Genomic DNA, 19,604 nt, shown 5'->3' on the forward strand with positions numbered 1-19,604 from the left:
GACCCACTAACATCGATCCAAAATTGACCCACCGATGTATCATTTATTTATTTTTAGGTGATACGGTATGTTAACGAAGGAGCTATTTGTGGATATTAAAGTCCTGCATAAACAAGGCAAAAGCATTCGCGCCATTGCCAAGGAATTAAACGTATCGCGCAATACTGTGCGTAAATATTTAAGAGGATATGACGTGCCTCATTATACAAAACGACATTCACCACCGACTAAACTCAGTCCCTTCCATGAGTATATTCAAGGTCGAATAAATGCTGCAAAACCACACTGGATCCCAGCTGTTGTTTTGTTGTCAGAAATAAAATCTAGAGGTTATCAAGGTGGAATAACGCAACTCAGGGTGTATTTATCCGCTTTCAAGCAATTAACACCAGAGCCTATTGTTCGATTTGAAACCGGTCCGGGTCAACAAATGCAAATAGACTTCACCACGATTAAACGCGGAAAGCTTACCATTAAGGCGTTTGTGGCAACCCTTGGCTATTCACGAGCCTGCTACGTCTATTTTTATGACCATGAGCGAACAGAAGCATGGATGGACGGATTAAGGGAAGCATTTCACTATTTTGGCGGCGTTCCAAAACAAGTGTTATGCGACAACGCTAAAGCATTAGTTATTGAGCGCGATGTTTACGGTGAAGGAAAGCACCGTTGGAATCAATCGTTTCTTGATTTGGCTGAGGAATATGGTTTTCAACCCAAAGCATGTCGGCCGTATCGTGCTAAAACCAAGGGGAAAGTTGAACGATTTAACCATTACTTGAAGAATAGCTTTGTTGTACCATTGCATGCAACGCTCAAGCAAGCGGGCTTATCGTTAGATTGTGCAAATGCCAATAGCAAAATTGGCGGATGGCTAAACGATGTCGCCCACCAACGTATTCATGGTACGACCGCACAAAAGCCGCAATACCTCCTTGATGAAGAAGTGGCGTACTTACAACCGCTTCCACAAAAACTTCACAGCAGTTTGGATTTAAAGAGCAGCGCATTAGTGTCGTTTATTGCGCCCATTGATATTGAATGCTATCAACACCCGATATCTGTTTACAGTGAACTACTGGAGCAACTATGAGTATTCAACATGAACAAATCGCTTCAATATGTGAGCAACTCAATTTAAGAAATATAGAAAACAACTGGCCTAACATTGCGAGTCGATGCGTCAAAAATGAAAGTAGTTATGCTGACTTTTTGTATCAGATCCTCACTAGCGAGTTAGAGAATAAGTATGATCGGGCGCGAGAAATCATGCTAAAAATGTCCGGTTTTCCAAGCATCAAAACACTAGACCAATTTAACTTCAAGATTGCAACAGGGGCACCACGTAAAGCGATAACGGAGCTAAGCTCGCTTGCCTTTATTGAGCGGTGTGAGAATGTCATTTTACTAGGTCCAAGTGGTACAGGTAAAACACACTTAGCCATTGCGTTAGGTTATAAAGCCATTGAGCAACGCAAGAAAACACGTTTTATCAGTGCCGCAGATTTAATGCTTCAGCTAAGCAGTGCACAGCGGCAAGGAAAATTGAAAAGCTACATGCAACGCTCTATTCTTGCTCCTCGGTTGCTAATCATCGATGAGATAGGCTATTTACCATTTGGCCGTGATGAAGCAAATCTATTTTTTAATGTCATTGCCAAGCGTTATGAAAAAGGCAGTTTGATTCTAACGAGCAATTTACCCTTTGGACAGTGGCCGAGCGCCTTTTCAGATGATGCAACTTTAACAGCGGCCATGTTAGATCGCGTACTACATCACTCTCATGTGTTGCAATTAACTGGCGAAAGCTATCGATTAAGAGAAAAAAGAAAAGCGGGTATTATTGATACCTATCAAGACTAACTGGGTCAGTTTTCAATCGATGAATTACTGAAAAAGTGGGTCAATTTTAAACCGTTGTTGACAGCAAGGCCGCTTGGTTTGTATACGTATGGCCTTTATCAATTTCTTTTCTGATAGCCGTTTCTAGTGCTGCGCTTAGCCTCTTGTGGTCACAATCTGTGACCACAAGTTTGAAGTCGCAATTTGCGACCACAAGATCGACTTGTTCAAACGATATCCCGAAACCGATCAGCACATAGGGATTTTGCTTGATCGCTTCAATCGACTCTTCACCGTGATGTTTCAGTAAGCGCTGCTGCACACCTGCTGGTATCTTATGTTCGGTCATCCAGTTGCAGTAGGCCAGATTTTTATATTTAGCATAGCCTTCAAACAACGCATTGATAGAATCTTCACTCAGGACGCTTCTAAGCTTTTCTCTCGATTCAGGAGTATCTTTTCTAACTATCGAGTGGAGATCTTTACCTAATAGCTCCCATAGCGCTCTAGCTTTACTTTCTCCAATACCTTTAAAGTCAGCTTCTCTTGCGATAAAGCGAATCAGTTGCTCGCCCGTTTCTGGAAGACTACATTCGATATGCTCCGGTGATTCATAGGTGTGCTGCTGCATCACGAAGTCACCCGTTTCCATTTCTTCTATTATGCGTGAGCCTTTAACCGACCAGTGTTGACCGAGTGCGGGTTGAACGGGGATTGAATCAGGGTGCGCTTTGATGGTGACGTAATACTTGCCGCTATTGGTTTTATAGGAGATTTAAATCATGACTTAAAAGCTCTCTAACAACAATGAAATTTATCGGGAATTTAGCTTTTAAGTCATCTGGAACGATAGAAATAAACAATTCAATGCACTTTTTCCATTTAAGTTCGTCGACAGAATCAATACTAGGCATACTATTGCCCTTCTTATTTTCTAAGGTATATCTTGTTCTTAAAGCTTTTACTAGACTATTCTCTTTTTGCCTTGTAGTTGATTCACAAATTTTCTTTAAGTCATCTAAAGTCATATTTTTCACTTACCAAAAGTTATTTAAGAATTCATTTCAAGCAAATTCAAGTTATTAGTAAACTCATCCTCGAATGCACCGTCAACGATAGATACAAGTGTTTTCCAATGTCGTCTAATTAACGTTTTCTTTCTTAATTCGTCTACGAACGCTGAATGCCAAAATGAGTGTGGATTGGTTTTGCAACTTGTTTCAATCTCCATAACCTCCTCTGGAGACATAGTTGTGGTTACAACTGCACCATCAACCAATTCAGTCGTACAGTATCCACCAGCCATTGCTCCTCTCATGTTGGTAGATAGACTTTGAGTGCTATGTGTAACTCGGTTGTTAATGCCGTTGAACTGAAATGTATCGTTTGAATATATGATATCTGCAGTTGTAATTTGTATATAGGGATTTAAGCTACCAAGCTTTAGGTATCCCTTATAGCCAATATAGAATAAAGCTCGAAAACCGTTAGTTGGGTCAAACTGGGGAATAACGAATGCAAGCTGCTTATCAGGACAAATAGTTAATCCAAATTTGGCTATATTCAAGAAAGCTGATGCAATCATACCAGGAAAGCAGACTTCATTTGCGCTTGTGCTATCAATTAGATTCATTAAATATTGACGCTCTTCGTCATAATCAATTAGACCTTGATACTTCTCTGCGTTAGTTCTGAATTCTTTTTCAACATTAGATAGTTCTTTGTTTAATTGTGTATAAAAATTTAAACTACTCATTATTGACTCCTATTAATCTATTACTATTATCTGGTCATTAACTGTATAGCCGTACCAATTGCTTGTGTCGATACAGCCTTTAAGTGTTCTTAAGCCCATTTCGGTATCTCGCCACCCCTGCTCTTGCCTTTTTTTAGATAATTCAAATATCTCGCAAATTTCTGCTTCTTCATATTCGATAGCTACAAATGCAAACACTTCTACAGGTACATCAAGTAAGTTGGCGACATATTTATAAAATTCTGCTTGTACGTCATAATTAAGGTCTTTGCACTGCTTAGAAAACTTATAGGGTTCAGCACTTCTCGCCGTTTTTATATCAATAGCGATCGCATCTCTTCTGAGATAGTCAATTTTGATTTTTAACAGTAAGCCTGTTATTGGGTCCTTTGCGATCATCGTTATTTCTGGAAAACCATCTTTAGTTAATAAAGGCGCCCTAGTATGCTTTAAGAACGCAGATTCGACCTGTTTTGCTTTATTCCACTGCTCTACCTCTACTGGCAGCTTTAGACATTGCTTTTTCACCAATTGTGTTTCGTAAGCCTTATGTATGTTTATTGCTTTTTTGTTTCTAACCAGTTCTTGAGCTATCTGAAAAGCTTTCTTACCAGTGTTCTTCATATATGAACTAGCGACAATTAAATCAAATATTTCAATTGTCATATCGTGCTGAGCCAACCTTTCTATCAATTCGGGTTTATTACCGGTCTTCGCTAATCCCACTTCATCACATTTATTTGCCAGTTCTTTACTTGTTACTAGTGCTTTAGGATGTTCTGATTGATTAGGCAATCGGAAGTACTTTTTCTCGAACTCATTAGGTTCTAAAATTAATTCATGCCCTAAAGTCCCAATTTCCATTGCCCTACTTCGAGTAAAGAGTGATTCAGAGGATTCTTTTTCATCTAGTATTTTCTTCGCATGAGCAGGAGTTTTAGAAACTAACTTTTTAATAATTGATGAATTAATTGCATCAAGTGAGTGATAAGTTTCATTATCTAAACCAGTGTAAATACCGCAGATCAAACCACCGTTATCATCTATAAAATTCGGTATGTCGTCGCTATACGCAGGCATTACATTATCTAACCAAGTCGTTTCTTCATGCGTTGCATTAAACGTCATGTTTCATTTCCATTTTGATATTTACATTCATTAAAGCATCATCTTTTAATCGCGCAACTTGTGACTTATTAACCATTACAGAAGAAAAGTTCACAGTGTGAATTTTTTAGCTAGATTAAACTGTTAGTTAAGTAGATGGGGGAGGGGGCAATGTTCACAGTGTGAACATTATTAGCGCCTCAATTATTAGCGGCTCTAATGGATGGAGAAAAGTTCACACTGTGAACTTTCATTATACTACTCAGAAATGCCATATATTTTGAGGATGAAATGTTTTGGAACAATAAAGTTTGTACAGAACAGTTAATGTTTGTACACAAGAGGATTTTGGAATAATAAAGATTGTACATAGTAAAGAAGGCTTGCAAGGTCACGATATATATCAAGGACTTAACGAGTCGTAAAACTGTACATGTAAATAAACTAGACGCACCAACCTTAAGTCAGCAAGCAAAGGTTATGGGAATTAGTGTACAAACTTTATTATACCGTCCGTTGTAAGTTACTGATTTTTGGTAGCCCTTGTGTACAAACTTTTTTATACATAAACACTTACTTTACGTGATCAAGTGAAGCGCAAACACCTTGAGTTTCAAATTCAAAATAATTAATAGGCATAGGTTTAGTTATTGTTACTTCGAATGACTCACTGCCTACTTCTTTTAGAGAATTGTTACTTATAGAGCTTTCAAGAGAAACGTTCGATTTATCAGCAAGCATTGATTGAACACCAATTTTAGCGTTTTTCTTGGCTGTGGCCATTGAGGTATTCGGTAGCAATTCAACGCAGTAAATTAAATTACCTTTATATTTAAGCAGCGAAAGTTCTTCAAAAGTCATTGAATTTAAATTAGTCTCAGCAGTGATTGCTCCTGCAGAAGTTAATAATATTAATGTTAGCCTGAGTGTTTTTATCATTTCCTTTCTAGGTATCCACAGAATTGAGCTCCAATTCGTAAAAATTTAATATCTTCTAAGACTTCTTTTTTCTTAACACCTTGTTTTAATCGGATGTAATAAATTCCCTTTGAAATACTTTTTTTAGATTCTTCTGATTGGGCGCTATCAGTACAAAAATATGCTTGCTTATCAGCCAATCTAAGAGATGGGTCATCGAAACCCGCCATTTCGATATTTTTTTCTTGTGCAAATGATTCGTGACTAAAAGTAGCTAAAATCAACCATACACCCACATTACATATTTTCATTTTTCTACCTTACCTTACACAGAGTAATAAACAGCCATTTGCATTCGCCATTAGAACCTCGGTTAAATCCTAGTGTTACAAGTAACAACACCAAAGGAATACCAAATACGTTAGGTACAACCATGTTATACATTGCCCATGAATTATATGCTGTGATTAAGGATAAAATAGTAAACACTAATGATATGATCCCAAATGCACGTATAGCATGGCCTTTTTCAAAAATGTAATAGTTCTTCATATAGTGTTTTAATTAATTTAAGATGCTAATCATTTTAAAGTCTTAGCAGATTTATTTGCTTAAAAAAAACCTAAATTTGTAAATAAAATATGTTTCATTTGATTAGTCTAGTCCTCAAATCGTGATGTGCCAGTACGTTTAGCATTAGCTTGCCTAGTATAATGTAAGGGCATAGTAGGGTTCTTCCAACCTCCAGATAAAGCTATCTCTGTCAAACTCACACCGTTTTCAGCTAGGCTTACCGCGCTACCAATTCTTAAGCTATGAGTATTAAACGCCAAACCAAGTAAACCTAACTCTCTGGCCATATTTTTTATAATTTTAGTAAAGCCAATATATTTAAGTGGATCTCCCACTTTTCCACCTTTGTAGATACGGCGAATAAATAAACCCTCACTTATTCCTGTTTTATCCAAGTACAAACGAATGAGTGAAAGTGTTTTTGGTGAGAGGTTAGCGTATCTACCTTCTCCGTCTTGATCATTTTTGGCCCTGGCAATAAAAGCAGTTCCAATTTCAAAATCTATATCTTCGACCTGCAGCGCTAATAGTTCACTAGCTCGACATAACGTATACGTACCTAAGAACATGAGCATTGTATTTCTTATCTCAATGATAGATGATTCAGAGGTTACGGGCGGGAGCCGTTTAATATTAGAATGTCTAAGTGGTGCAAGTTGTTTAGAAGAGGGCAGTCGTATCAGTGAATTTCTAATATAATCCGTAATATTCTTACTATCTTTCAATGGGTTCTTAATTTCAAGAAGACTGAACATTCCACTAATAGTAGATAATCTACGTTTTATTGTTGACTTACTGAAACCGTCACTAATCATTATATCGATGTAATCAAAGATAACTTCTTTAGCCGTTTTAAAGTCGCTACTAAATTCAATATACCCGTTAGAGCTACAAAAGCATTTATAATGTTTATAGTCTGATCGCTTTGCTTTTAAAGTATTTGGGTTTTCAGTTGGGAGAATTCTTTCTCTGTACTCATCAATGTTATCTTGCGCTTTATCTCGAACAAGATTATCAATTTTGTTCGATTGGACACTAAGAATATCATTCAGGTTATTTTTCACTTTAGCTCCTTATCTAAACTTAATTAATATGGCCATTTGTATAATATTTATTTTAGTATAGATAATTACAGTTATCTATACTAAAGTTAGTATAAACAGCACCCCGATTTACATTAAAAACTCAAGGGTTTGATTAAGGATTAGTTTATTTATAAAAGTGTGACAACTAACGTTTTTATGTTCCACTTTTGAAGTCTGATACAACGTTAAAAATTTCGTCATGTTCAAGGCGTTCTTTAATTTTATCTGGCGAATCACTTCTAGTACCTTTCTTAGAAATCCAGCCATTTATAAATGTGTGTTCAACAATTTTCTGTAGTAATTTTTGATCGCCGTAACTCATTCTAGATTGTAAAAGAGTCAATTGCCTTAAAATTGAAGAAGTAGGGCGATCGCCAAATTCAATAAATTCACATTCATTATTCGCATCAAAAAGAGCTTGTAACGTATCCTCCTCGCGTCTAACTGGAGGTGATGTTAACCACAAAATAGTGTCAGTGAAAGAGCTATCATATTCATTCAAACCCAAGTTTCTCTGAACTCTTTGTAGTTGTTCAAGTGCTGGCTTTTCAATATTTATGGTTGCTAAGCTCTTGTTTTTCTTGTACTTAAATGCTCTGAATGCACCATTCAAGCTTTTGTAACTTTCTGGTTTCATTGATGACTTAAGTTCTAAACTAGCTTCTTTATATGTTAGCTTTGTCAGATAATCAAAACGTAAGTCTTTATCTAAGAGGTGAGCAGGCGCCTTGTTATCAACAAAATTTGAAGGGTTCATTCTCTTATCAAATGCAGGGATAGTTATATAATCCTGCCAGTGTTGCTCATTATCTTGTGTCATTTCGTTAGTTGTCACGTTTGTTTAATTTGAATTATTGTATAGCATAGCTTAAATATATCAAGAACATCCGTGTGACAACTAACGCTTTGTTGCTTTGTAGGTAAATAAAGATTGCCCAAGCACTTAACTTGGGCAAACTTTATTTTACCTGCACAATTACCGGTTACTTAATGCATCCAACAATAATGAGAAGTCTGAAATACTCATTGGCCCGGGTTTTATGTAATATCCATTGGATATTTCTTCGGCTAGATGTAAGATATGGTTCTGGCTCATAGTTATTCCTTAATTATGTTTGTCGGAGGGCTTTCATCTAAGTTTGCAGACCGATGTGAAAGCCCTAATTTTTTAGTTATTAGCTCCTAAGATCTCCTTGATTGCATTTTCTACTTCATCAAGTTTATCAGTGCTTAAATTACAAAACTGGTAACTAGTTTCGTTGTCTTTTGTGATTATTTTATAGTTGCCACCTCCCTTTGCTGAATATGAAAAAGTACTTGCTTCAACTGTTGTCTTTTGACTATTTAACTCTTTCAATAGAAGTTCTAATACCTGTGAATTAAGCTTATACGGGTTTCTACTTCCTGCAAGCTGACATAAATCTTCAAAAGTATGCTTCTGTACAATAGTGGATGCTTTTACTAGTTCTTTCGATGGCCGTTCTTTTGCTAAAGAGCGTAGCGTAGTGATCGTTGGTCGGCCTAGTTGTGTTAGATGTGGGAACAAATCGATTAAAAACTCTGGAATTTTACTAGCGCTGATGGCCATTGATACCATAGATGGAGTAATACCTTCGGCTTCAGCAATGGCTCTAGCGTTTTTGTACACTTTAGTTTCTATTTGATGTGTGTATTTTCTACCTTGTTCAATCAAGGAAAGAGGCTTGGATAAATTAGTAATATCTGCAAGATACTTAGCATCTTCATCTTCAACTATTAACTTAGTTACATAGATTTTGAACGGAATACCTACTGATAAACAAGAAAACCTTCTTCTGCTGCCACTTAATACTGCAATTTTACCATTTTCGTTTAAGTACCCAATACCAGGTACTATTTGGCCACGTTTAACCATCGTTGCAGATAGATCTTCAACGCTTTCTTGAGTTACAAATTTAGGGTCACGGCCATTCTGATCTGGTACAAATGTTTTGTCTTCAATCTCGCTGCTTTGGACAGTAATCAACTCAAAAACTGCTAGTTGATCATCACTTATTTTAAGTTCTATTGTTGAGTTGCCTGACGTTAAAAGTGACGCGTTTTCTTTGGCATCTTTCAACGCTGAAGCGTTCATACCTGCAACTTTTACATTATCACCAAGAACTGCACCCTTTACGCGCCGGCGACTTGTTTTTTTATCTTGAGTAGTCATATATTTTATATACCCCATAGCTCACAACATTCGAGCTCTATTTCATTAATTATCAGCCGATATTCATTTTGAGCTAATTTTAAAGAGGCTTTACTTGCCGGATATTCACTTGCGCTATAATCGTAAACTGTACAATAGTCTTCTGCACAATTTGTTACAGCATCAGATTCAATGAATTCATGTGTGTATATATGTTGAAAATCTCTCGATTTGTTACATGCCATTCTGATATTTTGAGCTATTCGGACCTGAGATACACTTGAACGTCGAATACCTGACAGCATCACTTTTACATTGTCGTATCCTTTATGTCCCATTCCCATTAGTAAACTATACATATCAGCTAAGAATTTAACGTACTTTTCAGATGAGTCTTGGTCGTTCTCTGAGGGGCGTATAGGCACTATTAATGATGTTGCTACATAATGACCTGCTAACGTCATTGCTGAAAAATACGGTGACGTATCAATAAATAGGATGTCAAAATCATCTTTTACTGAGTCGATAATTTTCTCCATGGCAGTATACGCATTATATGATTCACCAGCCTCTTCAGCTTCATTTTCACGCATTTTTACATAGAACTCATGCTGTCTATCTTCGGGTCTTGAACACATAACCCTAAAGTTCGGAATGTTAGTCTCATAGAAAGCTTCTTTACATAAATCTGAAAATGTTTCGCCTTCAGATAATTCAAAGTTTTCCATCAGTAAATCACCGATTGATAGGTCATCATCTGAAAAATTAGGCTTCAACATGGCTGTAGACGTACCTTGAGGATCTAAATCTAGCACGCCGACTCTATAACCTTTTGGTATCTCGATGGCCAAACCTGAAGCTAAAGTTACAGTAATAGTTGTTTTACCGGCTCCGCCCTTTAAATTACTGACGCAGTAAATTGGTAATTTAGATTGATTTTGAAAAAGTTCTTCTTGCGAACATGCTTTTCTAAGCTTTAAAACATCATCTATGTCGATTTGCCAAGATTTATCAAATCTGGTGAAGTCGATATCTAACTCTTTGCAAAGAGCAGTGATTTTGCGTGCATGAGCACCAGTTGCCGCAACTGCTTCTGTTTGATTGTAAGTGCGTTTAAGTTTTCCGTTAACGTTCTCAGTAGAAAGGACACTTTGCTTATTATCGAGATTCAGTGCAGCTAGATAGCTAGAAAGGTTAGTAATACTTTCAAGTGTTGCTACGGGTGTCATGGATATTCCTTTAATTAAAGTTATCTTATCCATCAATGGTAACAAATAGTTTCAATGAAAAAAAGAAGATTAGAGGATTTATATTGAAATGGGTATTTGTAATGAGGTTTATTGGCTTCTCTTTAAGAGAAGCCAATAAATAATCAGTTATTCGCTTAGCTCTTCAAAAACTGCCTTTGTTTTATGTTCTATAGAAAACAATAGATTTAAAACAAGCATAATTAATAATAGAGGCAGGCCGATAGAGATAATTGTCGCCAAGGATAATTGATCTACCGCAGCAAAAATTAAAGCTCCGATGACGAGGAATAGCACAACTCGAATCATTAATTTTGTTATCTTTAGCTGCTGATTTACATCTCGTTTAGAGTGCTTGAGTGAAAACTTATAGATATTAAGTAAATAGTTATTTTTCATATCTTTATCCTTTATTTGATGAAGTTGGTTTACTTGTTAAGTCAGCTGGTGTGATACCAGCTGCTTTAAGTTGATTCAAAAAATCAGCGACTTTTTCTCTTTTTTCTGCATCCTTGCGAGCGCTCTCAGCTCTTTGCTGCTCTCTGGACGTTAAGATTGACTGAAGATTAGCTATCACAGCGCTAATTTGCTTATCAGATAAAGTGGCTACAACTTTTTTTAGTTTAGTCTTGCTCTTAAGCAAGCTTAGATATTCAGTCAAAATTTCTCCTAATTATTTGGCTTGTTTAACTTTTTGTTTATTAATTTGCGAATACATTTTTTCAAATGCAGCATCCATGGCCGAGTTGCTTTCAATCGACTGAGCCTCTGAAAGTAGTTTGTTGTATTGGCTATACGGCATTTTAAGTAATGAATAAGCATGAACCTTTGTACCTACGACAAATACTTCTCTTTTTACTCGTTCAACACCGGATAATGGGACGCTATCGACAACTGCATCAATTAATGAGGTTGATTGGCTAGATAGGTCAGCATCAGTATTTAATTGCTCGTAGGTTCTATCTTGGCCAGTGAATACTTGTTTAATTTGTGTTGCTAAATCGAACTTTGCACGTTGTTCTGATAGCTTAAGCGAGTAATGAACCTTGTTCGCTTCACCAAAACCAACGCCATAAACACCTGTTGCATCAGGTTTCGGAACTTCTAAATACCAATCAGGCACCTGCGCAAGAGAATCTTTTAGTTGCTCCAAACGTTGCTCAATAGCTTCATTTGCTATATCCGCTTGTTTGTCAGCTATTGAAGAACAACCAGAAGCAATAAGTATCGTTGATATTAAAGTTATTTTTTTCATGTTAAACCTTTAAAAGTAGTGAGTGTTTAATGAGATTAGCAAATAATAATAATGGCGCAACTTGGTAATTATCAATATAAAAGTATACCATCATGCAAAATTGAGAATAATACAACACTACCCACACTCAACATTCAAACACGAAAAAATTGCCCCTCGATTCAAAAAAGAATGCGAAATGCAAAAAAAAAGAAATTTAAGTAGATAAAATGACAATAAAGTTTGCGCCATCCAATATAATTACAGCATGATGGTATACTTAGGAGTTAACATGACAAATATTGTAAACATGGTTCAGTCATTATTTTATGAACTTAAACGTGAAACAAATGACCTCAAGCAGTACTTAAGGACTAACAAACCACAACAAATAATATGTTTTGAATTACCGGCCATTTCAGCTGAAACCAAAGAATTGCCGAGTTTTGAAGAACGCACTATTACTGTCAAGCAAATTACTGATCATGAGCAAGCTCTTGCTTTGGCTAATCGGTATTTATCAAATTATTTTATAGAAGATAATGCATCTAAAAAATTTGCTTCAAGATGTCCGGGCATCATTCAGATGAAATCTGAGCATAAAGATTATGTCGTTTTACGTATTACTCGTATTAATAGAATTAAAGAAGAAATTAAAGCAGCTATAACAGCAAAAGATGAAGAAGGGATCGATTTATTTACCAGGAGTGAACGTTTCAATATTTTACGTGAAGCTATACCAGGTGTCGTCACTTTAAAGTTATATCGAAAAATACAGTGTATCGCCCAATCATTAGCATCTATTTCTTTTACGTGGGCGAATAAACAATCAATTACCAAAATTGATCTTGAATCTTTAAAAAAGCTACTAGAGTTAAATAAAAAGAACATTCCAAGTGAATCTCAACAGAATGAATGGGATGACTTCATTAATCTTGAAATAAAAGCTGTTACTGATTCAAAAGCTAAAATGTTTAAATTTAGAAGACCTGTTCCTGCAGCTCCAATGGTTAATTTAAGGTTTACTGATAAAACCAAAGCGATGAGACATGCACATTTACCAATATTTATATTTGGTAATGAAGTGATTAAGGTTTCGCCTTTAAAAAGTTACTGGCCAGATACAGGGCATTACAGACAACGCATAGAAATCGAGAAATACCTAATAAACAGACTTAAAATAATCCCTACTGACTAAAAAACAGACGGAGTTTAAAAAAATTGAAAATTCGAGAAAAAATTGGAATATGTTCAATATAAATACTGATAGAATTTTCGTATAACTAAAGTAAATATTAAAAGTTAAGTTAACTTCTAATATTTACATGGTTAATTTTAAGTCACACTTTTAAGATTAAAGTTAACTTCTAGTCAAATACTTTTTATATGTACGTGCAACATCAATTATTACTTAAAATAAACTTAACTTTTAGTATTTTCTAATTTTATATAAATTAAATTACTTAAAGTTAACTTAACTTTTAATAATCCCTCTACCAATTTACTCTTTTAGAACCAAGATTAAACTTAACTTCTAATATTTCCTTCTCTTTAAACCTAACTTCTAATATCCTTTACTTGCAATTAAAGCTAACTTCTAATATTTTAGATCAAATGATACTTAACTTTTGATCTAAACTTACGGAACACAAATGGCAGATTCTGATCCTAACGAGCTTTCAGTATATGACTTCATTTTTAATGATTTCTTAACTCAACAAAAAGGCGAGCAGCTAGTATCCAGCTCTATGTTTAATAAGATTTTTATTATGGGTAATCGTGTTCCAAAAGAGCTCATCGATCAGATAGCAGATAACCCACAAAAAATAGAAGATATGTTGACTGCTAACATCCCATTATTTCAGACATCCATATCTAAACGTTATTGGGTGACTCAAAACAGAGGTTTTGACAAAGTAAACGTTGATATCTACGGTGCAATTTGCCTAGCTGATGATAGACATTTACTTGACTGTTTAATTGCTCATGGAAATATTATTAATGGTGCAGATAAGTACACTCTAAGACAAGTTGCTGAAGGTTGTGGTTTGCAAGACGTTGCATGGGAATTTACCGATCTTAATTATATTGATAAACCAATGCTTAACAGAGGTATATACTTTCATATTTCTGTTAAGGATTTATTTAAAGCGCTAGGACTTAAAGCAGCTAAAAAAAACCGTGAAACGATTCTTAAACGGCTAAGAAGATTGTCTATTATGAAGTTAGTTCTTAGTCCTGTTAGTGGAGAAACAGTATTAACTCAGGGAAAAACTGGTTTTTCATTTGTAGATGAGAAGTTTTTCTCACTACTGGATAAGTCGAAAATTAGAAATGGTATATTTTCTTCAGATACATATACCGATCTTATTGTTAATGTGTCTGGATATTATGTACAAAGCTTAAAAAAAGATGGCGCTATTAGTCGTAAAAGATTAAAAAATCATTATGTAAATTTAGTTGGTAAGAATTGTATTGAAGATTTTTATAAGTCGCTTGAAGAACATAAAAGAGAGTTTTTGCATGGACGTGAGCTCAGTTTTTTCATTAATCTGTACATTGATAATAAAATGTCATTGTTTGGAATCAATAGAAATCACAAATATAAACAAATCATGCAGCAAATAGCTGAGAGTGAGCAGAAATTGATTAATCATTTTAATATGACATTAGAGCCTATCATCGATCATAAAAATAAAATAAAAGATTACAAGCTAATTTATTTAGGAAGAATGAGTAACCAATAATGGGAAAGTTATTACAATTAGATCCAGTAACATTAAGTAATAGTGCTAACGAGCGTTCTTCTCTTTCTATCGTGAGGGGGCTTTCGAGAGGTGAAGTAGGATTTATTCTAGCTGCACCAGATACAGGTAAAGGCTACTTATGCTTATCAATGTGTTATGAGTTGGCTTCTGAATTAAGTTTAGTTGGTTTAAAAACAACTAAACAGCCAATAAAGACACTCTATTGGCCAAAAGAAGATGGTTTCGCTGCAGTTGCACAACGTATCAGTGATCATTTTTTAAATTTTTCTACTAAAAATACAAATGAAATATTAAAAAATTTTAAAATTTGGCAGAGCGAACAATATATAAGTGAGGATAAAACCGACACTATCGCGTACAAAGAATTAAATGATTTAATTGCTACTGCAAAAGATTTCGATATTTTATTTATAGATACGTTACGTGAGTGTGTTGGTCCTAAGGATGAAGTTAAAGATGATAAGCTTATTAAGTTAATTTTACAGAAAATAGCGAAAGAAGCAGATATAGCTATTATTGCTTGTCATCATATCACCAAGGATGCAGCAAAAGGAAAAGAGCCTATATCAAGTGTTAGTGGTAGTGGTCTAAGTGAAACACTTGCTAATAGTCGTATGCTAATTCATATAGAAAAAGTAATAAAGAATAATAAAGAATCTACTTTGATAAGTCATATAAAGCATAATTATATAGCTAAGGAAGATGTTCTTCGCTCTAAAATATGTACCTGGTCTGATAATAACCTTTTAACTTTAAAGTCATCTTCATTAGTGAATAGTAAAAAAGCCATTGAAAGACAAGTTATTGAAGAAGTAGAACCAAGTGAAATTAATATGGATTCAGTTACATTAAGCCACTCTTCAATGTTAATAATGGAAGAGCAAGCTGAACTTACTAATCCTTTATCAGATGTTGATCTTATGGAACATAAAAAGTTTATAGATTCTCAAAATTGATCATAAGTTAGGTATAATCTTCAATATTAGATCTAAAGTTAAGTTTGAAATTAAATTTTAGATCTAAAGTAAGGTTTAAAAGATCTTAATTTAACTATAAAAGATCCAATTTAACCTAACTTCTAATATTTAGATCATTATTTAGCTTTAATTTGTACCATAGAACTATAGAACTATAGAACTATAGATCCTTATGTTATCTAAGGCTGTAAGTTCCAAGAAAATAACTATCGCGCTATCGCTTGCTAGGCACGAAATAGTGAAAAAACAAGTTTCTTCACTATTTCGCACCATCATTTATTCAAATGAGTTTTTTATTTATGTTTAGAAATACACAGTTTTTAATAAGTCTTCTTGCTTTGTTATTCTCGGTGAATATTTTAGCTGATGAGGTTTCATTTAAGGTAATTGATAAAGAAGGGGGAATTCCTTCTTATAAGGATGCTATAACAGGTTTAAAGTTAAATGCCTTATCAAGTATTAAAAGTAACGTTAAAGTTACTAATATGTTGTCTGGAGACTCTGTTGTTGAGGAGTTTAATGAATATAAAGACGGATATATTCAATTATTTAATATTAGAAAAGTTGAAAGAGAGGGTGGGGTTTGGTTAGTTGCTGAATATAAGCATTCTACTAGTAATTATAAGCTTCTAAATATTAGTAAAGAAATTGATGGTGAAGTAGAGCAGTTATATATTCAAGCTTCTAATATTGATCGATTACTTAATTTAAAAAACGAAACGATAGATGATATTACATTACTTGATGAAAAAGGTATTGATACGTCTTTTTTAAAGCAAGAAGTTCAAAAAATTAACTTCCTTTTAACCAGATATTTCAATTGAATAGTAACGGGATAGTTATATTAGGTTATCCCGTTAGTATGTCTAAAAAGAGGGCGTTCAACATTCTGTGTCAGGCTTAATTTTCTAAATATCAATGACGCTATCTAAACGTCCCTCAAAATATATCGCCAACTGAGAAACACACAAGCTCCAGTTATGGATTGGCATCGTCCATTTTTCAGAAGCATTCAATATGCCAGCATACAACAGCTTCAACAAGCTTGTCAGTGACTGCGCTAATCGTTCCTGTGGCCACGTTAATACCGTACATCTCCTCTACATGTGCATTGATATCACGATAACTCATTCCCAAGCTAAACATCGAGAGTATTTTGCGATCGATTTCATCTGATAGTGAGGTTTGATTTTTCGTAAGCGTCTGGCGAAATGCGCATAACATTGCGAATTCCAAATGACTAACATTGCTTTTATTTAAAATAGAGGCGTCAAATGAGAAAGCATAGAAAAAAGCACGAATGGGCAGCAGTCTTTGAAGAGCAACAACGCAGTGGCTTAAGCATCATTGAGTTTTGTAAGCTGCATGCCATATCAACAACCAACTTTTATAAGGTGCGAGCGAACATTCGAGGTAAAACATCCGGTAAGCCAGCCTTTATCAAAGCAACGATTACTAAAGATAATGACAATCCTAACGTCACATCAACAAGCCAAGTGTTCAGGCTCACAACAAAACACGCACAAATCATATTGCCAAACCACTGCTCAAGCCAGTTTATCGTTGATATTCTCAAAGGACTGCAAGCATGAAGATGTTTGTCGAACCAGACCAAATCTATTTACATCGCGATTTTGTTGATTTTAGAAAGTCTATTAACGGGCTAACTGAACTTGTTGAAAACTCACTTGAGCGCGATGCTTATACCGGTGAACTATTTATTTTTTGCAATAAATCCAAGGATAAAATCAAGCTGCTTTACTGGGATAAAACGGGGTTTGCCCTGTGGTATAAACGACTAGATAAGCACAAGTTTAAATGGCCCAGTAAAATCAACGAGCAATCACTAGCGCTAGATGTGCAACAGCTTGACTGGTTACTCTCTGGTTTTGATGTGCTTGGCCATGAGACACTTAACTACCAGTCATTATTATGATCTTATTCTCGTCAAGGAACATTGACGAAACTCTCTAGATTACCTCGCATTAATTTCCCCTCAATAGCGCATAGTCGTTGGCTTTTTGTTAAGCTTCTGAGTATGAAAATAGACATTAACTCACTCCCTGATGACCCCGCACAACTTAAGCAAATGCTGCTTGAGTTGCAACGGAGTGTGAGTGAAAAAGATAAAATCATCAGCGAGCAACTATCACAAATAAACCAGTTTATTGAAGATTACGAACTGGCAAAACGTAAGGCTTATGGTAAACGTTCTGAAAAGCTCGCCGGCAACGATGAAGTCTTTAACGAGGCCGAAGAAACGCTCGATGATGAAGATAAAGCGCTTATTGCTCAGAGTGATAATCAACAAGCTGCTCGCGATAAGCAATCACCCAAGCGCAAACCGTTGCCCAAGGATCTTGACAGAGAGATCGTCGTCATTGACGTACCAGATGCTGAAAAAATCTGTGACTGTTGCCAAGGTGAACTTCACCAAATAGGTGAAGCGAGCAGTGAAAAGCTAGAGTTTATCCCCGCTCAAATCAAAGTGATTGAAACAAGGCGGCCTAAATATAGCTGCCGTCACTGCGAGAAAGAAGAAACAAGCAACACTATCAAGGTCGCTCCAGTTCCAGCGTCCCCCATCCCTAAAGGTATTGCCACCGCAAGCTTATTAAGTCAGATAATCAGTGGGAAGTATCAATATGGATTACCGCTCTATCGACAAGAATCTATGTTTAGGGAGCTGGGGATAGAGTTAAGCCGTAAAAGCATGTCGCAATGGGTGATACGTTGTAGCGAGCTTCTTGAGCCAATCACTCAAGCATTAAGGCAGCACTTACTGAAGCAGCGTGTGATTAATGCCGACGAAACGACGTTAAATGTTACCAACGAGGAAAAATCGACTTGTTACATGTGGGTCTATTGCGCGGGCAAAGATAAACTGAGCAACAGCGTTTTGCCAAACATAGTGCTCTATGATTATCAAAATAATCGGCGTGGTGAATGTGTGGTTAATTACCTTGATGGCTATACAGGATACCTCCAAGTAGATGGCTATCAGGCGTACGGTCAAACGAAAGCTACCTTGGCAGGATGTATGGCGCACGCTCGGCGAAAATTTACAGATGCTAAAGCGGTCCAGCCCAAAAATAAGACGGGCAAGTCTGATGTGGTGCTGACATTAATCCAAACGCTTTATGGCATAGAGTCTGGCTTAGTAGGAAAATCATTTGAGGAGATAAAAGCCAGACGGCAGGAAAAATCCAAACCTATCCTAGATAAAATTCAGGCATGGGCACTAGCGCACCGAGACAAGGTGCCGGAGAAAACGAAGTTGGGGATAGCCATAAAATACTGGCTCAACCAATGGCCAAAACTCATCACTTATCTCGATGATGGGCAAATAAGCATCGACAACAATCGTGCAGAGCGAGCTGTAAAGCCGTTTGTCATTGGTCGCAAGAACTGGTTGTTCTCAAACACGGCGCGGGGTGCAAAAGCCAGCGCGATATTGTATAGCCTCATTGAAACGGCGAAGGCCAACGGCAAGTTCGCCGATAGCTACCTGCAATACTGCCTAAACGAGTTGGCAAAGAATCCAGAAGACGTTGAATATCTGCTACCTTGGAATGTTAAGCTTGTCTAGGTGCCTTGCCTAGACGCTTACGATTTTTCTTCACTAATTGAGGTTCAAATGTTCCATTGCGGTCTCGCGGAGTGTCGAGTTCAAAATTACCAGACGGGTGTTTGATGTTTTTACTTGTTCTGCCATTCTTTCTATTAGATTGATTATCGTTGGCTAAGTGGTGCTCTAGTTCGGCATTAAGAGCCGCTTCGGTTAATTGCTTAATCAAAGGGCCTAAGATGCCATCTTTACCAGTGAGGCTTTTACCAGCTTGTAAATCTGTTAATGCTTGCTCAAAATCAAAAGAGTTAGTCATGTGTCATTCCTGTTTTATTATATTCTACTGAAATGACACAGAA

At 36.0% G+C, this 19,604-nt stretch carries 21 protein-coding genes and 3 pseudogenes; 9 read left to right on the plus strand and 15 right to left on the minus strand.

What is annotated here, in order from left to right:
- Positions 1–67: 67 nt before the first annotated feature.
- Both istA and istB read left to right on the plus strand, forming a co-directional pair.
- Complete coding sequence (istA, locus tag ACMAZF_RS20375) at positions 68–1,093, plus strand: IS21 family transposase (protein WP_435275661.1); 1,026 nt, start codon at positions 68–70, stop codon at positions 1,091–1,093.
- Positions 1,090–1,863, plus strand: coding sequence for an IS21-like element helper ATPase IstB (gene istB / locus ACMAZF_RS20380; RefSeq protein ID WP_435273981.1), 774 nt, complete (start codon positions 1,090–1,092; stop codon positions 1,861–1,863). The genes istA and istB overlap by 4 nt, the downstream gene beginning before the upstream one ends.
- A 64-nt stretch (positions 1,864–1,927) precedes the next feature.
- On the opposite strand, the pseudogene ACMAZF_RS20385 reads toward istB, so the two are convergent.
- The 13 genes and pseudogenes from ACMAZF_RS20385 to ACMAZF_RS20445 form a co-directional block, all read right to left on the minus strand.
- Positions 1,928–2,614: pseudogene (locus ACMAZF_RS20385) on the minus strand (helix-hairpin-helix domain-containing protein); the annotation flags it as partial.
- Positions 2,607–2,870, minus strand: coding sequence for a hypothetical protein (locus tag ACMAZF_RS20390; protein ID WP_435277309.1), 264 nt, complete (start codon positions 2,868–2,870; stop codon positions 2,607–2,609). The pseudogene ACMAZF_RS20385 and the gene ACMAZF_RS20390, both read right to left, overlap by 8 nt.
- 23 nt (positions 2,871–2,893) lie before the next feature.
- Positions 2,894–3,598, minus strand: a complete 705-nt coding sequence (locus tag ACMAZF_RS20395; RefSeq protein ID WP_435277310.1) for a recombinase RecT — start codon at positions 3,596–3,598, stop codon at positions 2,894–2,896.
- A gap of 12 nt (positions 3,599–3,610) precedes the next feature.
- On the minus strand, positions 3,611–4,726 hold the full coding sequence (locus ACMAZF_RS20400) for a PD-(D/E)XK nuclease-like domain-containing protein (protein WP_435277311.1): 1,116 nt from the start codon (positions 4,724–4,726) through the stop codon (positions 3,611–3,613).
- A 552-nt stretch (positions 4,727–5,278) separates the two neighbouring features.
- Positions 5,279–5,644, minus strand: a complete 366-nt coding sequence (locus tag ACMAZF_RS20405; RefSeq protein WP_435277312.1) for a hypothetical protein — start codon at positions 5,642–5,644, stop codon at positions 5,279–5,281.
- Positions 5,641–5,934, minus strand: coding sequence for a hypothetical protein (locus ACMAZF_RS20410; protein WP_435277313.1), 294 nt, complete (start codon positions 5,932–5,934; stop codon positions 5,641–5,643). The genes ACMAZF_RS20405 and ACMAZF_RS20410 overlap by 4 nt, the downstream gene beginning before the upstream one ends.
- Positions 5,935–6,282: 348 nt before the next feature.
- Positions 6,283–7,260 carry a tyrosine-type recombinase/integrase gene (locus tag ACMAZF_RS20415; RefSeq protein ID WP_435277314.1) on the minus strand — a complete coding sequence of 326 codons (978 nt, stop codon included), beginning with the start codon at positions 7,258–7,260 and terminating at the stop codon, positions 6,283–6,285.
- Positions 7,261–7,435: 175 nt separating this feature from the next.
- Positions 7,436–8,101, minus strand: coding sequence for a hypothetical protein (locus tag ACMAZF_RS20420; RefSeq protein WP_435277315.1), 666 nt, complete (start codon positions 8,099–8,101; stop codon positions 7,436–7,438).
- 348 nt (positions 8,102–8,449) lie between these two features.
- Positions 8,450–9,472: a ParB/RepB/Spo0J family partition protein gene (locus tag ACMAZF_RS20425; protein ID WP_435277316.1), complete on the minus strand. Its 1,023-nt coding sequence runs from the start codon at positions 9,470–9,472 to the stop codon at positions 8,450–8,452.
- A gap of 5 nt (positions 9,473–9,477) precedes the next feature.
- Positions 9,478–10,713, minus strand: coding sequence for a ParA family protein (locus tag ACMAZF_RS20430; protein WP_435277317.1), 1,236 nt, complete (start codon positions 10,711–10,713; stop codon positions 9,478–9,480).
- A gap of 114 nt (positions 10,714–10,827) precedes the next feature.
- Complete coding sequence (locus tag ACMAZF_RS20435; RefSeq protein WP_435277318.1) at positions 10,828–11,097, minus strand: hypothetical protein; 270 nt, start codon at positions 11,095–11,097, stop codon at positions 10,828–10,830.
- Positions 11,098–11,101: 4 nt separating this feature from the next.
- Positions 11,102–11,359, minus strand: a complete 258-nt coding sequence (locus ACMAZF_RS20440; RefSeq protein ID WP_435277319.1) for an H-NS family histone-like protein — start codon at positions 11,357–11,359, stop codon at positions 11,102–11,104.
- 12 nt (positions 11,360–11,371) lie between these two features.
- Positions 11,372–11,953, minus strand: coding sequence for a hypothetical protein (locus tag ACMAZF_RS20445; RefSeq protein WP_435277320.1), 582 nt, complete (start codon positions 11,951–11,953; stop codon positions 11,372–11,374).
- Positions 11,954–12,224: 271 nt separating this feature from the next.
- Here ACMAZF_RS20445 and ACMAZF_RS20450 point away from each other — a divergent pair, with 271 nt between their 5' ends.
- The 4 genes from ACMAZF_RS20450 to ACMAZF_RS20465 all read left to right on the plus strand — a co-directional run bounded on the left by ACMAZF_RS20450 (position 12,225) and on the right by ACMAZF_RS20465 (position 16,501).
- Positions 12,225–13,130, plus strand: a complete 906-nt coding sequence (locus ACMAZF_RS20450; RefSeq protein ID WP_435277321.1) for a DNA replication terminus site-binding protein — start codon at positions 12,225–12,227, stop codon at positions 13,128–13,130.
- Between the two features lie 454 nt (positions 13,131–13,584).
- Positions 13,585–14,679, plus strand: a complete 1,095-nt coding sequence (locus tag ACMAZF_RS20455) for a hypothetical protein (protein ID WP_435277322.1) — start codon at positions 13,585–13,587, stop codon at positions 14,677–14,679.
- Positions 14,679–15,656 carry an AAA family ATPase gene (locus ACMAZF_RS20460; protein WP_435277323.1) on the plus strand — a complete coding sequence of 326 codons (978 nt, stop codon included), beginning with the start codon at positions 14,679–14,681 and terminating at the stop codon, positions 15,654–15,656. Before ACMAZF_RS20455 ends, ACMAZF_RS20460 begins: the two co-directional genes overlap by 1 nt.
- A 320-nt stretch (positions 15,657–15,976) precedes the next feature.
- Complete coding sequence (locus tag ACMAZF_RS20465; RefSeq protein ID WP_435277324.1) at positions 15,977–16,501, plus strand: hypothetical protein; 525 nt, start codon at positions 15,977–15,979, stop codon at positions 16,499–16,501.
- Between the two features lie 196 nt (positions 16,502–16,697).
- Here ACMAZF_RS20465 and ACMAZF_RS20470 read toward each other — a convergent pair.
- Positions 16,698–16,883 (minus strand): annotated as a pseudogene (locus tag ACMAZF_RS20470) (transposase); the annotation flags it as partial.
- A gap of 68 nt (positions 16,884–16,951) precedes the next feature.
- On the opposite strand from ACMAZF_RS20470, the gene tnpA reads away from it, so the two are divergent.
- The 3 genes from tnpA (at position 16,952) to tnpC (ending at position 19,266) form a co-directional block, all read left to right on the plus strand.
- Positions 16,952–17,269, plus strand: a complete 318-nt coding sequence (gene tnpA, locus ACMAZF_RS20475) for an IS66 family insertion sequence element accessory protein TnpA (protein WP_435274556.1) — start codon at positions 16,952–16,954, stop codon at positions 17,267–17,269.
- A complete protein-coding gene (tnpB, locus tag ACMAZF_RS20480; RefSeq protein ID WP_435274555.1) occupies positions 17,266–17,613 on the plus strand; it encodes an IS66 family insertion sequence element accessory protein TnpB in 348 nt (115 codons plus the stop codon). Before tnpA ends, tnpB begins: the two co-directional genes overlap by 4 nt.
- A gap of 102 nt (positions 17,614–17,715) precedes the next feature.
- Positions 17,716–19,266: an IS66 family transposase gene (tnpC, locus tag ACMAZF_RS20485; protein ID WP_435277325.1), complete on the plus strand. Its 1,551-nt coding sequence runs from the start codon at positions 17,716–17,718 to the stop codon at positions 19,264–19,266.
- A 10-nt stretch (positions 19,267–19,276) separates the two neighbouring features.
- On the opposite strand, the pseudogene ACMAZF_RS20490 reads toward tnpC, so the two are convergent.
- A pseudogene (locus ACMAZF_RS20490) lies at positions 19,277–19,561 on the minus strand (transposase); the annotation flags it as partial.
- Positions 19,562–19,604 lie beyond the last annotated feature (43 nt).

Source organism: Psychrobium sp. nBUS_13 (assembly GCF_051201665.1).
Taxonomy (GTDB): domain Bacteria; phylum Pseudomonadota; class Gammaproteobacteria; order Enterobacterales; family Psychrobiaceae; genus Psychrobium.

Coding starts and splice junctions, on each gene's coding strand:
- tnpA (WP_435274556.1), top strand. CDS start 16,952: ATGAGAAAGCATAGAAAAAAGCACGAATGGGCAGCAGTCTTTGAAGAG.
- ACMAZF_RS20445 (WP_435277320.1), bottom strand. CDS start 11,953: ATGAAAAAAATAACTTTAATATCAACGATACTTATTGCTTCTGGTTGT.
- ACMAZF_RS20435 (WP_435277318.1), bottom strand. CDS start 11,097: ATGAAAAATAACTATTTACTTAATATCTATAAGTTTTCACTCAAGCAC.
- ACMAZF_RS20395 (WP_435277310.1), bottom strand. CDS start 3,598: ATGAGTAGTTTAAATTTTTATACACAATTAAACAAAGAACTATCTAAT.
- ACMAZF_RS20465 (WP_435277324.1), top strand. CDS start 15,977: ATGTTTAGAAATACACAGTTTTTAATAAGTCTTCTTGCTTTGTTATTC.
- ACMAZF_RS20405 (WP_435277312.1), bottom strand. CDS start 5,644: ATGATAAAAACACTCAGGCTAACATTAATATTATTAACTTCTGCAGGA.
- ACMAZF_RS20430 (WP_435277317.1), bottom strand. CDS start 10,713: ATGGATAAGATAACTTTAATTAAAGGAATATCCATGACACCCGTAGCA.
- ACMAZF_RS20400 (WP_435277311.1), bottom strand. CDS start 4,726: ATGACGTTTAATGCAACGCATGAAGAAACGACTTGGTTAGATAATGTA.
- ACMAZF_RS20460 (WP_435277323.1), top strand. CDS start 14,679: ATGGGAAAGTTATTACAATTAGATCCAGTAACATTAAGTAATAGTGCT.
- ACMAZF_RS20390 (WP_435277309.1), bottom strand. CDS start 2,870: ATGACTTTAGATGACTTAAAGAAAATTTGTGAATCAACTACAAGGCAA.
- tnpB (WP_435274555.1), top strand. CDS start 17,266: ATGAAGATGTTTGTCGAACCAGACCAAATCTATTTACATCGCGATTTT.
- ACMAZF_RS20410 (WP_435277313.1), bottom strand. CDS start 5,934: ATGAAAATATGTAATGTGGGTGTATGGTTGATTTTAGCTACTTTTAGT.
- ACMAZF_RS20450 (WP_435277321.1), top strand. CDS start 12,225: ATGACAAATATTGTAAACATGGTTCAGTCATTATTTTATGAACTTAAA.
- ACMAZF_RS20455 (WP_435277322.1), top strand. CDS start 13,585: ATGGCAGATTCTGATCCTAACGAGCTTTCAGTATATGACTTCATTTTT.
- istA (WP_435275661.1), top strand. CDS start 68: ATGTTAACGAAGGAGCTATTTGTGGATATTAAAGTCCTGCATAAACAA.
- ACMAZF_RS20425 (WP_435277316.1), bottom strand. CDS start 9,472: ATGACTACTCAAGATAAAAAAACAAGTCGCCGGCGCGTAAAGGGTGCA.
- tnpC (WP_435277325.1), top strand. CDS start 17,716: ATGAAAATAGACATTAACTCACTCCCTGATGACCCCGCACAACTTAAG.
- ACMAZF_RS20420 (WP_435277315.1), bottom strand. CDS start 8,101: ATGACACAAGATAATGAGCAACACTGGCAGGATTATATAACTATCCCT.
- istB (WP_435273981.1), top strand. CDS start 1,090: ATGAGTATTCAACATGAACAAATCGCTTCAATATGTGAGCAACTCAAT.